The 12,856-nt window shown below is 29.8% G+C and carries 13 protein-coding genes; 10 read left to right on the top strand and 3 right to left on the bottom strand.

Translation table 11 applies throughout. The features are described 5' to 3' along the window. Nucleotides 1–16: 16 nt before the first annotated feature. The 10 genes from KFW21_01225 to KFW21_01270 are packed head-to-tail and all read left to right on the top strand — an operon-like array spanning nucleotide 17 to nucleotide 9,897. Complete coding sequence (locus tag KFW21_01225; protein ID MDK2818055.1) at nucleotides 17–565, top strand: hypothetical protein; 549 nt, start codon at nucleotides 17–19, stop codon at nucleotides 563–565. A 22-nt stretch (nucleotides 566–587) separates the two neighbouring features. After that, nucleotides 588–1,034: a 50S ribosomal protein L9 gene (gene rplI / locus KFW21_01230; protein ID MDK2818056.1), complete on the top strand. Its 447-nt coding sequence runs from the start codon at nucleotides 588–590 to the stop codon at nucleotides 1,032–1,034. 18 nt (nucleotides 1,035–1,052) lie between these two features. Beyond that, a complete protein-coding gene (gene dnaB / locus KFW21_01235) occupies nucleotides 1,053–2,534 on the top strand; it encodes a replicative DNA helicase (GenBank protein MDK2818057.1) in 1,482 nt (493 codons plus the stop codon). Between the two features lie 37 nt (nucleotides 2,535–2,571). Next, nucleotides 2,572–3,351 carry an ABC transporter permease gene (locus KFW21_01240; GenBank protein MDK2818058.1) on the top strand — a complete coding sequence of 260 codons (780 nt, stop codon included), beginning with the start codon at nucleotides 2,572–2,574 and terminating at the stop codon, nucleotides 3,349–3,351. 9 nt (nucleotides 3,352–3,360) lie between these two features. Continuing rightward, the gene (locus KFW21_01245) at nucleotides 3,361–4,119 is read left to right on the top strand and encodes an ATP-binding cassette domain-containing protein (protein MDK2818059.1); all 759 of its coding nucleotides are present in this window, start codon (nucleotides 3,361–3,363) and stop codon (nucleotides 4,117–4,119) included. An 18-nt stretch (nucleotides 4,120–4,137) separates the two neighbouring features. Beyond that, complete coding sequence (locus tag KFW21_01250; protein MDK2818060.1) at nucleotides 4,138–4,992, top strand: MCE family protein; 855 nt, start codon at nucleotides 4,138–4,140, stop codon at nucleotides 4,990–4,992. Nucleotides 4,993–5,015: 23 nt separating this feature from the next. After that, nucleotides 5,016–6,119 carry a DegT/DnrJ/EryC1/StrS family aminotransferase gene (locus tag KFW21_01255; GenBank protein ID MDK2818061.1) on the top strand — a complete coding sequence of 368 codons (1,104 nt, stop codon included), beginning with the start codon at nucleotides 5,016–5,018 and terminating at the stop codon, nucleotides 6,117–6,119. A gap of 11 nt (nucleotides 6,120–6,130) precedes the next feature. Continuing rightward, on the top strand, nucleotides 6,131–7,366 hold the full coding sequence (locus KFW21_01260) for an HlyC/CorC family transporter (GenBank protein MDK2818062.1): 1,236 nt from the start codon (nucleotides 6,131–6,133) through the stop codon (nucleotides 7,364–7,366). Beyond that, nucleotides 7,366–8,658: an HlyC/CorC family transporter gene (locus tag KFW21_01265; protein ID MDK2818063.1), complete on the top strand. Its 1,293-nt coding sequence runs from the start codon at nucleotides 7,366–7,368 to the stop codon at nucleotides 8,656–8,658. Before KFW21_01260 ends, KFW21_01265 begins: the two co-directional genes overlap by 1 nt. Beyond that, nucleotides 8,659–9,897: a class I SAM-dependent RNA methyltransferase gene (locus KFW21_01270; GenBank protein MDK2818064.1), complete on the top strand. Its 1,239-nt coding sequence runs from the start codon at nucleotides 8,659–8,661 to the stop codon at nucleotides 9,895–9,897. It abuts the gene before it with no gap. Nucleotides 9,898–10,006: 109 nt separating this feature from the next. Here the strand turns inward: KFW21_01270 and KFW21_01275 are convergent, their stop codons facing one another. From KFW21_01275 to KFW21_01285, 3 genes are all read right to left on the bottom strand, one after another. Continuing rightward, nucleotides 10,007–11,176: an aminotransferase class I/II-fold pyridoxal phosphate-dependent enzyme gene (locus KFW21_01275; GenBank protein MDK2818065.1), complete on the bottom strand. Its 1,170-nt coding sequence runs from the start codon at nucleotides 11,174–11,176 to the stop codon at nucleotides 10,007–10,009. A gap of 18 nt (nucleotides 11,177–11,194) precedes the next feature. Continuing rightward, the gene (locus KFW21_01280) at nucleotides 11,195–12,505 is read right to left on the bottom strand and encodes a PTS sugar transporter subunit IIC (GenBank protein MDK2818066.1); all 1,311 of its coding nucleotides are present in this window, start codon (nucleotides 12,503–12,505) and stop codon (nucleotides 11,195–11,197) included. Nucleotides 12,506–12,629: 124 nt separating this feature from the next. Then, nucleotides 12,630–12,773 (bottom strand): hypothetical protein, encoded by a 144-nt coding sequence (locus KFW21_01285; protein MDK2818067.1) that lies wholly within the window; start codon nucleotides 12,771–12,773, stop codon nucleotides 12,630–12,632. Between the last annotated feature and the right edge of the window lie 83 nt (nucleotides 12,774–12,856).

The raw sequence follows: 12,856 nt of genomic DNA on the forward strand, positions 1-12,856 counted from the left end.
TTATATTCCTAATTCCATGCAAAATTGGGTAGAAATTAATAATGTTATAATACCATATATTCAACAATATAAAGGTAATAACAGTAGCTTGTTTATAGAAGTTTGGTATACTATTGTCTTTTTTAGAAATATGTGGCCAGGATTTTTTGTAGCATTAATTATGATAGCTATAGAATCTTCTTTTCATCCTATTAGTGCTCGTTATAGAATGATGCATAAATTTAGTCATAATAAACTTCTTATAATAGTAGGATTTTTATTTGCTTATTTTAGTGTAAAACATATAAATCATGAGAGTAATTTTAGTAGTTTTTTCTTGAGTCTTACTGTATATACAGCTGTATATTACTGGCGATTTGGTTTTGCTACTATTCTTTATATCTTGAAAAAAAATAAAATCCCTTATGAAATCGGAATAATATTAGTAGTAGGTTCTGTTATTAGTGCAGGAGAATATTTCTTTCTTCCTTTAGTACTATGTATAGGAATAGGTATTTCTGATATATGGATGGATTACCACCACAGAAATGCTTCTGCTATGGTATTTAATCTCGATTTTCATTAAATTAAAAAAAAAGGAGATCCCTGTGAAAGTTATTCTTTTAGAAAACATTCCTGGACTTGGACGTGCTGGAGATATGAAAACAGTGCGTGATGGTTATGGTAGAAATTATTTAATTCCTCAAAAACTTGCGGAAATGGCAACATTAAGTCGTGAAAAATATCTTGAAAGAAAGAAAGCTTCGTTGGTTAAAAAAGCTCAACTTATGTTTGAATCTGCTCAAGAATTAAAACAAAAATTAGAAGAAATTACTTTAATTATTCAAAAAACTTCAAGTGTTGAAGGTAAAATTTTTGGATCTGTTACTAGTAATGATATTGTAAATCTAGTTGCAGAACATGGATTCAAAATTGACAAAAAAAGAGTTGTGATTCAACATGTGAAAACAATTGGTGAACATATTTTTCATGTTCGTCTTGACGAAAATGTAACAGCAGATATGAAAATTACTGTTGAAAAAATGGTTCAATAATCGTTTTCGAGAATTGATATGAATGAAAAAAATATACTTGTTTCGCCTCATTCTGCTGAGGCAGAACAAGCTATTTTAGGAGCAGCACTCTCTAATCAACGAGCATTATACACAATCACAGAATCTCTTAATGAAGCGGATTTTTATGATCCTAGTCATCAAGCTATTTTTCGGGCAATTATTGTTTTGGAAAGTAATAATAGACCTGTAGATATAATCTCTGTTACTGATAACTTAAATAAATCAAATACTATTCAAACAATAGGCGGACAGCATACACTAATCGATCTTGTAGATCGATTTGCTTCTGTTGCTAATATTGAATACCATATTAAGCTTATCAAAGATTATTCACTGCTTAGAGCTCTCATAAATGCTTCTCGTCAAATTATAGATCTTGCTATGAAAAGAGAAGAGGATGTAGAAACAATTCTCAACACTGCCGATAGTTTGATGTTTAATATTATTAATAAAAGAGAGACATCGGAGTATCATAGACTTTCAGAATACATTAATCGGGCTCTTGAATTGATACGACAACGAGAAGCTTCTGGTGATGCTTTGATGGGTATTCCTACAGGATATCCAGATATTGACAATCTCACTAATGGATTATCAAAAGGTGCTCTTATTATTTTAGCAGCTCGTGCTGGTATGGGAAAAACAGCTTTTGCTTTAAATATTGCTCGTAAATTTTTAAAGGAAGTTCCTCAAGATCAAGATAATAGGTTAGGAGTATTAATTTTCTCTCTTGAAATGACAGGAGAAGAAATAGCAATGCGTCTTCTTTCTGCAGAATCAAAAGTGCCATTAGAAAAAATTAATAAAGCTCAAATGAATGAAAATGAGGCAACTTATTTACTTAATGCTGCAAGAGATTTAGACCCACTGAATATTATTATTGATGATACAGGTAATATTCCTTTAAATACTCTGAGAGCAAGAGCTCGTAGTATTATGAGAAAATATCCTTATCAATTAATGGTCATTGATCATATACAAATTGTCTCAGCTTCTAGCGGAAACTCTTATAATACGAATAGAACGCACGAACTTTCTAAAATTACTGGCACTTTAAAAGCATTAGCAAAAGAATTGGGTATTCCTATTATTGCTTTATCACAGCTTTCTAGAGGAGTTGAATCTCGTGCTGATAAAACACCACAACTTTCAGATTTAAGAGAATCTGGATCAATTGAACAAGATGCTGATATCGTAGTAATGCTTTATCGTGAAGATTACTATGAAAAAGATAAAACAAATATTGCAGCACAAGGTATCGTAGAATTAAATTTTGCTAAACATAGAAATGGACGGACGGATATGATTCCTTTAAAATTTTTTGGAGAAACAATGCGTTTTGAACCTTTAGAATTACAAGCACAGCAAGCATATAAAGAGTATAAAGATAATAAAAAATCAGGAATGAATTCGGGATTTTCTTCAGGACAAAGAACTGATTATTATAATAGGAATGATAGAAATGATCCACCTTTCTAAATAATTTGAAATTTATAAAAAGGTCAAAGGTTTAATAATGGTAAAGAACAAAAAAAAATTTGGAGTATTAATTGGAGTATTAATTGAACTGGGTGAATTTGGTGCCTATTCTTTAAGAATCCTCAAAGGTTTTTCTACTATACTTAAATATAGAAAAGAATTTTTACTCCAAGTAGTCCATATTGGTATCTCAGCAATGCCTATTATTTGTATAGCTTCATTTTTTATGGGTGCAATAACAGGAATTCAAATGGGTGCTGCTATTAATTATGTTATTAGTGGTTCTGCTTCTCTAGTAAGTGGAGGAGTGGTGATAGCTCTTGTTCGTGAAATGATACCTGTACTTACAGCTTTAGTTGTTGTAAGTCGTATTTGCTCTTCTGTTACTGCTGAAATAGGGTCCATGGTTGTTACAGAGCAAGTTGACGCTTTACGGGTTATGTCTATAAATCCTGAAGAATATATAGGAGTGCCTCGTGTTCTTACAGGAATGATTACAGTACCTATAATAGGTACTATTGCTATTCTTATAGGTATTATAGGAGCTTGGATTTCAATGCTTCTTATTCATGATGTACCTACTTATTCATTTTTTCAAAGTGGATTATCTATTTTGATTTTACGATTTTATATTGAATCTTTTTTTAAATTAACAATATTTGGTTTGATCTTACTTTTAATAGCAACTTTTTACGGATTTCGTACTGTTGGTGGATCAGCAGGTGTTGGTAATGCTACAGTTAAAGCTGTTGTTGTTGGTACAGGCACTACTATTTTAGTAGATTATGTTGTTGGTACTTTTTTCTTAATGTTGTAGGAGAAAGTAATGAAAAATAATATTATTGAAATAAAAGATCTCAAAAAAAAATTAAGAGACAAACATATTCTTAACGGATTAAGTCTTAATGTTGAAGAAGGTGAAACTTTTGTTATTGTAGGAAAAAGTGGAACAGGAAAAAGTGTTTTATTAAAACATCTTACTGGATTAATGTATGCTGATTCTGGTTCTATTATTATCAAAGATAAAAATATGACTTATGCTACCGAAGAAGAGTGGTATAAAACTAGACTTCATATAGGAATGTTATTTCAAAATGGCGCTATTTTTGATTCACTAACAGTAGGACAAAATTTAATTTTTGCTTTAGATCATTTAACTCCTCATATGGCAGATAGAGAAAAAGATGAAAGAGTTGAGTATTGTTTAGATGTAGTTGGTTTAGAGGGTTTACAGAATATAATGCCTTCAGAATTGTCTGGTGGTATGCGTAAAAGAGCAGCTTTAGCAAGAGCAATAGTTGCAAAACCTGATATTCTACTATTTGACGAACCTACTACAGGCTTAGATCCTATTATGACAGCATTAGTTGACGAATTAATTGTTACTGTAAAGCAAAAACTTGGAACAACATCCATTGTAGTAACTCATGATATGGCTAGTGTAAAGCGTATTGCAGATAAAGTAGTTTTATTATATAAAGGTCAAATTATTTTTACAGGCACAGTGAATGATTTAGAAAATACAAGAGATCCTTATATGGTTCAATTTTTACAAGGGTTACCACATGGCCCTATGACTGATTAAGAGGGGAGGAGAACGTTTATGTCTCGTACAATTCGCAAACAGCCTAATTACATGCTTATAGGTGTTTTTATGGCTATAGGTTTATCTAGTATACTTATTAGTGTTATTTTTGCAGATAAACTTGTTAATCGATTGAAAGGTGGGTATACTATCTATTTGAAATTTAATAATTTAGATGGATTAGTTGTTGGATCAAAAGTTGTTGTTGGATCTGGGAAAAATATTGGACAAGTTGAATCAATAGAATTAGACGGTTCTATTTTAATTGTTAAAATATTAATTGAAAAAAAATATCAAATCAATCAAGATGCTATCTTTGAAATTTTTTCTACTAGTTTTGTTGGTGGAAAATACTTAGCTGTAGAAAATTATACAGGCTTAGCTCCATTTATAGAAAAAAACACTATTCTCCAAGGAATTACGCCAATATCTATAAATTCTATCCTTGGGATGTTTGGAGATGCTATGAATTCTGGTACAGATGAAGGATTAACTGTAGGTATTTCTGGAATTATAGGTTCTGTTAATAATGTACTTTCTAAAGTTGATACTATTATTAATGAAAATCAGACAAATATTAATGCAACATTAGTTAATGCTGCTTCTATATCGAAACATCTTAATTCTACTATGGCTAATATTGATAGAAAATTAGCCACAGTAAGTGATCGAGAATTTAAAGTAATGTTAAATGATACTCAACGTAGCTTAAGTAATTTAGATTTATTTCTTAAAGATATAAATTCTGCAAATGCCCCATTATCTATTCTTAAAGATCCAAATATAGCTCATAGTATCAGAACTATTGTGACTAACTTAGAAGAAACAACAAAACGAGTGAAAGCAAAACCGAGTTTATTATTACGTAGTTAAAATATACACTAAGAGAGAGAAATATGATACCATTTATTGACCTACAAGCTCAATATCAAGCTTATAAAACAGACATTGATGAAAGAATTTCAAATGTATTAAAGCGTAATGATTTTATAATGGGCAAAGATGTAAAAGAACTAGAAGAATGGATGAGTAGTTACACAAATACTCACGCTGTTGCTGTATCTTCGGGTACAGATGCATTGATGATTCCCTTATATACAATGAATCTTGAAGAAGGTGATGAAATTATTACAACGCCTTTTACTTTTTTTGCAACAGCTGAAGTGATTTCTTTCTTAAAATTAAAACCTGTTTTTATAGATATTGATCCAGATACTTGTAATATGGATATTTCTAAAATAGAACAAGCTATTACGCCACAAACTAAGGGAATAATATCAGTTTCTTTATTTGGTCAAACTTCTGATCTCGATAAAATTAACGAAATCGCAAAAAAACATAATATTTTTCATATGGAAGATGCTGCACAAAGTTTTGGTACTATCTATAATGGAAAAAAATCTGGAGGGGTGGCTGAAATTAGCACTACTTCATTTTTTCCAGCAAAACCTTTAGGTACTTTTGGGGACGGTGGTATGATGTTTTTTAAAGATGCTGATTTTGCTGCAAAATGTTCTAGTATATTAAATCAAGGTCAAGTAGAGCGTTATCAACATCAATATGTAGGTGTTAATGCTCGTTTTGATACAATTAAAGCTGCTGTATTAATGGCAAAATTACCGTATTATGATCAAGAATTACAAAGACGAGAAGAAATAGCACTTGAATATTCACAACATTTTATTAGTTCTAAAGCAATACCATTAAAAAGAGAAAAATTTACAGATAGACATGTATGGGCTCAATACACTTTGAAAATTGAACAAAGAGATAAGGTAAAATCTTTATTACAAGAAAGAGGTGTTCCTACTGCTATTCATTATCCAAAACCTTTACATTTACAATCAGCTTTAGCATATTTAGGACTCAAAAAAGGTTCATTTCCTGTTGCAGAGGATATGTCTGAAAAAGTTTTGAGTTTACCAATGCATCCATTTATGTCTAATGATACTCAAAATAGTATTATTGGGCATGTGATTGATGTTTTAGAATTAGTTTGATTAGGTTATAAATGGATATAAGTTTTATATTATTCATTCTTTCTATTTTTTTGATAGGAATATCTGCTTTTTTATCTGCTTCAGAAACCGCTTTTTTTTCTTTAGATGAATTAAAAATTAGAACATTTAAACAACAAGATGTTAGGGTGATTCGTAAATTGCTAAAAAAGGCTACTTTATTATTAGCAACAATCTTAATAGCTAATACAACTACTAATATTTTATTGATAACTATTCTTGAAACATTGTTTAACACTTTAGGTTTTGATTTTAATTTAATATGGTTAACTATTATTGTCTCAGGAATTGTTATTTTCTTTGGAGAAATTCTCCCAAAATCATTTGCTAGTGCACAAGTCATTAGTATTATTCCTATTATTTTAGCTCCTTTAGAATTTATTTCTGTATCTTTGTCAAAAATTGCAACACCTATTAATAATATTTCTATATGGCTTACTAATAAATTTGAACATTTATTACCAGAAGTTGAAAGTAAAGATGATAGGCGTAGAGCATTATATAATATAGTTTCTCGAGGTCAATTTCTTAAAACAGAAGAAAAAATATTAATTGGACGTATATTATCTCTTGCAGAGCGTAAAGTTACTGCAGTTATGACTCCAAGACCAAGAGTTTTTTCAATGGATGCAGAATCTACATTAATGGAATTAAGAGATGAATTAATAATAGAACAGCATAGTAAAATTCCTGTTTATAAAGAACAGGATAGTAATGTAATTGGAGTTATTTTCTTTGAAGATATAGCTGTTAAATTTCGAGATCGAGTGGAATTAGATCATTCTATTTTAGAATATATTAGACCTATTTATTTTGTACCAGAATCTAAAACCTTAGGATCTTTGTTAGACGATTTTAGAGAAAAAAATATTCATATGGCAGCTGTAGTAGATGAATATGGTGAATTTTTAGGTATAATTACACTTAGTGATATTATGGCTGAGTTAGTTGGAGAAGTAGTTGATGAAGACTTTGATGATCAAGAAATTGCACAACAATTACCAAATCGTTTTATTGTTAAGGGAGAGGTATCTCTTATTGATTTTAATGAAAAATTTATTACTATACTTGCTAGTGAAGAATATGAAACAATTGCAGGATTTTTAATTGAACATTCTGGTGGATTACCTCCATTATATTATACTTTTGAAAATGATCAAGTAATAATTACCGTAAGAGAAAGATCTTCGACAAGAATAGAAAGCCTTTCAGTGAGGTTGAAATCATAATGGAATTTATTACAAATATAGATATAGAATTAGCATTGATTTATTTTTTTTATGCTGCTATTAATTTTTTATTAAGTGGATTTTTTGGTAGTAGTGAAACTATTTTTTTATCCTTAAATAAAATATTATTATATGCTAGACAAAGTAAAGGTGAATTCACAGCAAAAATATTAATTTTTCTTGTAGAAAGATCATCACAATTTATTACAAGTATTGTTATTTTGAATAATGTAACTATTATTCTTAGCACTTTATTTGTTTCTAAAATATTTATAGAAGCTGTACATGTCCCTATGTTTTGGGTTCCCTTTTGGGCTACTTTATTTATGACACCATGCACTTTGGTTTTTGCAGAAGTACTACCCAAATCCTTAGGACATCCTTTTGCAGATGTATTGGCATACCATTTTGCGAGTATTTGGTTTGTTTTATATATTGTTATGTTTCCTATTGCTTGGATTTTTAGAAAAATTGCTCAAATTTTTTCCTATTTAATTGGATATCATGAAAAAATAGAATTAGGTATGGCTCAAAATGAATTTCAAGGATTGTTAGATATTTCTTTGAAAAGTGGAGCATTGAATACAGGTGAAAGAAAATTTATTAATAATATTCTTGGCTTTAGAGAAATTCAAGCAAGTGAAGCTATGACACCACTTGCACAATTAGTATGTATAGAACAAAATCAAACAGTATTCAATACATTAGATATTATGAAAAAACATAAAATTTCTATTTTACCAGTATATCAATCTAGGATTGATGAACCTATTGGTAGAGTACGAGCAAAAGATCTTATTAATGCAGATCCTCAAGATACAGTATTTCAATATGTACAAGAAGCATTTTTTGTGCCAGAAACAGCTTATCTTGAAAAAGTCCTTGTACAAATGCAACGACGAAATATGCCTTTAGCTTTTGTTGCAGATGAATATGGTGGAATAGTAGGTGTACTTCGTGTAGAAGATATTGTTTCAGAAATTGTAGGTGAAGTTGTTGATGAAGGTGAAATTGATTTCAAAATATTATCTGATGGAAGTATTTTAGCAAATGGACTTTGTGATATTGATGATCTTTTTGAAGAACTAAAATTAGATTTTTTAAATATAGATTCTAAAACCTTAAGTGGTTTTATGATGGAAGAATTAGGTAGAATGCCGAAAATTGGTGATATTGTCTTTAAAAAACCATGGTATTTTGAAACTATATCTCTTCAAGGACGAAGAATTGATGAAGTTATTATCAAAAAAACGATGAAAAAAAAACATGAAAATAATAATAAGGCTGAATAAATGGAATTTAGTGGTAAAGAATCTCGTAAATTAAAATCTGTAGAAAGAGAAGAAATTGTTCGTATTGAAAAATTTGCAGGAGAAGGACCATCTTTGGCTTATGATTCTACAGGGAAAGTATTGTTTGTTCGCTATGTGTTGCCTGGTGAATTAGTTAAAGTTAAAATATATAAAGAAGCAAGTGATTATGCTATGGCTGATCCACTTGAAATTATTGAAAAATCCCCTCTCCGAAAAGATCCTACTTGTGAATATTTTAGTATGTGTGGGGGATGTGATTATCAAATGTTAAATTATGATAATCAATTAGAAATCAAAAAACAATTAGTAGAAGAAACTTTTCAACGTATTGGAAATATTACTTTTCCTCTATCTGGTATTTTAAAATCTCCTAAAGATTTTGAATATCGTAATAATATGACTTACAAAGTAAATCCAAGACGTGAACTTATTGGTTTTTTTCGTAAAGATTCTAAATCAATTGTTGATATCAAAAAATGTGCTTTAGAAATGCCTATTATTTCAAAAGCATTAAATTCTATGAAAATACAACATTTAGAAAACTTAGAAGAATATCCATTTCCAAAACATAATTTTAAAGTACGAGCAACTACTACTGATGAAATTGGAGTTTACTGGGTTCCAACGAAGGATTATGAAGATAAAGCTGTATACGAAACAATCACTGCTGCTAATCAATCTATCAAATTTAAAATATCAAAAGACAGCTTTTTTCAAGTTAATCCTTATCTTGTACCATTCTGGATAGAAAAAATTGTTGATTTTTTAGATCAAGAAAAAAGTGAGAAAATTGTTGATCTTTATTGTGGGATAGGTTTGATTACTTTATTTGTCTCTTTCCATGCTAAAGAAACGATAGGAGTGGAGATCGCAAAATCTTCTGTATTAGATGCGAATCATAATAAAGAAATTAATAATATTATATCTAATGTTGAATTCATGTTAGGTGATGCCGGGGAATGTCTCAAGCAAATAGGTTCAGCCGATGTTATTATTGTAGATCCGCCTCGTGCCGGTATGGATGATGCAACAAGAGAACTATTATTAGAGTACGCTCCTAAGAAAATTATTTATTCTTCTTGCAAAGTTTCTACGATGGCAAGAGATATTGGAATTTTATCAGAAAAATATGAATTGAAAGAATTATATTTAGTAGATATGTTTCCTCAAACTCATCATGTAGAATTACTTTCTTTATTAGTTAGAAAAGAAAATTAAAATATTAAATAAAAAAACCTCTTAACTTAGAGGTTTTTTTTTATTTTTGATTGTTTTTTGTAAATTATAGTTAATAGTAATTTATTATTTAATAAAGTTTAGAGATATTTTATTTCAAACTTTCCACTAATCTTTTTAAGCCTTCTTCAACTTTAGATCTAGGACAGGCTATGACCATTCTTAAAAACGGAGTAGATTCTTGATATCTATCACCATCCATAATGGCTACTTTACCAATATTAATAAGTTTTTCTTGAATTTCTGTCATAGATATTCCTAGATTACTACAATCAATCCATGCAAAATAAGTACCTTGTGGTACAATTACCTTGAGAGCAGGTAATTGTTGCTGTAAGTATTCTTTAAGAAAAATAATATTTTGCTGACAATGTTCTGTTAATTGATCAACCCATTTTTCAGATTCATTATAGCCTGTAATTAAGGATGTTATATACAATGCTGATGTAGAACCTAAGCTATCACCATTGCCTAGTATATATATATATTCTGATAATTTATTAGTATTAGGGGAAATAATATAAGCTCCACCAATGCTAGATAGATTAAATGTTTTGGCACTAGAAGTTATAATTACTACATTATCTAAATAATCTATTTCTTGTGCAATTTTTATAATTGGAATAAATTGAGCAGGTTTGTATACAAAATCCATATGAATATCATCAGAAATAATCATCACTTGATATTTTTTACACAGTTCAATGATTTTAGTCAAATCTTCTCTGCTCCATAAATATCCATTAGGATTGTTGGGATTACAAAGAAGAAAAACTTTACTTTGACTAAGTGCTTTTTCTAAATCATTCCAATCAAGGTGATATTTTTCATTGATAAGTGATTGATGAATAGGCTTAATTGGATATTTATTTGCAGATAATATTTTCATAAATCCATCATAACAAGGTGTAATCAAACAGATAGGATCTTTGTGAGGATTGTACAGAGATAAAATCCTGACAATTCCATACATGACATTAGGAGAATAAGCGATCCACTCTTCTTTGATAGAACAATCAAATCGTTTTTGATACCAAGATATAATTGCATTTTTGTAATCAGCATGATTCCATCTTGTATATCCAAAAATACCATGGGCAACTCTTTTTTGTAGTGCTTCCAGTATTTCTGGAGAAGTTTGTATATCCATATCTGAAATAGTAAAAGGAAGTAAACCTTCTTTACCAAATCTATCTTTTACAAAATCCCATTGGGAGCAATAAGTATTCAGACGATTTATAGTTTTGTTGAAATTATACATAAAAACCTCTATTATATATTATTTTTCTATTATTTGCTCTTGTTCTTCACGAAGAGCTTGTTTGTCCATTATTTTGAAAAAGGGAAAATAAATTAAACCAGATATACCAATTATCACTATTTGACAAATAACTACAGAAATTTTCCCACCAGAAGAAAGGTAAGCGTTAATAATAGGAGGGGTAGTCCAAGGGATATCAATACCAGGCATTCTTGCGACAAGCCCTATAGAGGTTGCTGTATAGGCTATTAAAACACCTACCAAGGGGGATAATATAAAAGGAATAATCATAATAGGATTGAGAACAATTGGTAAACCAAAAATGATAGGTTCATTAATACCAAAAATTCCAGGAGCTAATGATAATTTTCCAATAGATTTTATTTTTTCGCTTTTTGCAAAAAAGGCACACATAACGACTAATGGTAATGTATTTCCACCGCCACCAATTTGAGTAAAAATTTCTCTCCACAATGGACCGCTAATAACATAAGGTAATTGTTCACCCATTTGAGCAGCAATTCTATTGGCATCTCTAAAAGTTGCTTCTAATGGTTGAAAAACAGGAGAGAGGGCGTTAGAACCATGAATACCTAAACTCCAAAATAAATCTTTTAAAAAAATTAAAATGGCATAACCAGGTAAAGTTGATCCCAAAGAAGTAATAGGTCTAGTAATGATAGTGTTAATTAAATTATGTAAGGTTTCAAAAGGAGTTGAAGCTAATAATAAACGAATTATCCACATAGTACAAAGCACAGTAAATGCGGGAACTACTGCTAAGAAAGATTTGGAGACATTAGGTGGTACCATATCGGGAAGCTTGATGACAAATCCTTTTTGAATAATAGTTCTATATATCTCTGTAGAAAAAATAGATGTAATTAATACAACAAATAAGCTTGCTGCTCCTGTATATTGAAATCTCCAAACATTGGTGATTTTTAACATTTCTGTTGTTCCTTCAATGTTTTGTAAAAAAAATGAAGGGACTATAGTAAAGTATCCACAAAGAGAAATAATAGATCCTAATAAAGGGTCTACTTTATAACTTTCTGATAAACGATAAGAAATACCGATACAAGCAATGACTCCTATAAGATCAAAAGTGGCTGCAATAGGATAACTCAATACTAAAGACCAGTTAGCTCCAAAAATCGTTTGCATAAAAGTATCCCAATTAGGAATAGGGAAAAAACGAATGATAAGGAATAAAGACCCGGCTAATGTTACGGGTAAAGATATAATAATACCATCTTTAATAGCAGACATATGTCTTTGTGCGGCAATACGACCACCTATTTCTTGAAATTTATAAATAATATTCATGAATTATCCTCCAATATCTCTTTATAGGTATTATAATAGGGGTATAGCTATTTGTCAATATATTTAAAATCATTATGGCAAAGAAAAAAACTCTGATAAGTCAGAGTTTTTATGTTTGAGAAATTTAGTATACTGAGTAAGTAGTGATTTTAAGCATCTTATTTTGTTGGGGGGCAATATCCACACGATTATAAATATAAGAAATTACATTAGCTATATCTTGAGGATCAAGACCTACTCTTATTATTTTTCCAGATATTATAAGCATCAACAATAGCTGTATCTGTAGGATGAAACATTTAAAAAATCAGCTTCTTTAATTGCAGATTGAAAAGAGCTTATATCTAGAAT

The organism is Spirochaetota bacterium (assembly GCA_030154445.1).
Classification (GTDB): domain Bacteria; phylum Spirochaetota; class Brevinematia; order Brevinematales; family Brevinemataceae; genus Brevinema_A.

Bases quoted from the DNA above. Each gene is read 5' to 3' on its own strand.
- KFW21_01285 (MDK2818067.1), bottom strand. From the start codon at position 12,773: ATGCTTATAATATCTGGAAAAATAATAAGAGTAGGTCTTGATCCTCAA.
- KFW21_01225 (MDK2818055.1), top strand. From the start codon at position 17: ATGCAAAATTGGGTAGAAATTAATAATGTTATAATACCATATATTCAA.
- KFW21_01255 (MDK2818061.1), top strand. From the start codon at position 5,016: ATGATACCATTTATTGACCTACAAGCTCAATATCAAGCTTATAAAACA.
- KFW21_01265 (MDK2818063.1), top strand. From the start codon at position 7,366: ATGGAATTTATTACAAATATAGATATAGAATTAGCATTGATTTATTTT.
- KFW21_01260 (MDK2818062.1), top strand. From the start codon at position 6,131: ATGGATATAAGTTTTATATTATTCATTCTTTCTATTTTTTTGATAGGA.
- KFW21_01270 (MDK2818064.1), top strand. From the start codon at position 8,659: ATGGAATTTAGTGGTAAAGAATCTCGTAAATTAAAATCTGTAGAAAGA.
- KFW21_01240 (MDK2818058.1), top strand. From the start codon at position 2,572: ATGGTAAAGAACAAAAAAAAATTTGGAGTATTAATTGGAGTATTAATT.
- dnaB (MDK2818057.1), top strand. From the start codon at position 1,053: ATGAATGAAAAAAATATACTTGTTTCGCCTCATTCTGCTGAGGCAGAA.
- KFW21_01250 (MDK2818060.1), top strand. From the start codon at position 4,138: ATGTCTCGTACAATTCGCAAACAGCCTAATTACATGCTTATAGGTGTT.
- KFW21_01245 (MDK2818059.1), top strand. From the start codon at position 3,361: ATGAAAAATAATATTATTGAAATAAAAGATCTCAAAAAAAAATTAAGA.
- KFW21_01275 (MDK2818065.1), bottom strand. From the start codon at position 11,176: ATGTATAATTTCAACAAAACTATAAATCGTCTGAATACTTATTGCTCC.
- KFW21_01280 (MDK2818066.1), bottom strand. From the start codon at position 12,505: ATGAATATTATTTATAAATTTCAAGAAATAGGTGGTCGTATTGCCGCA.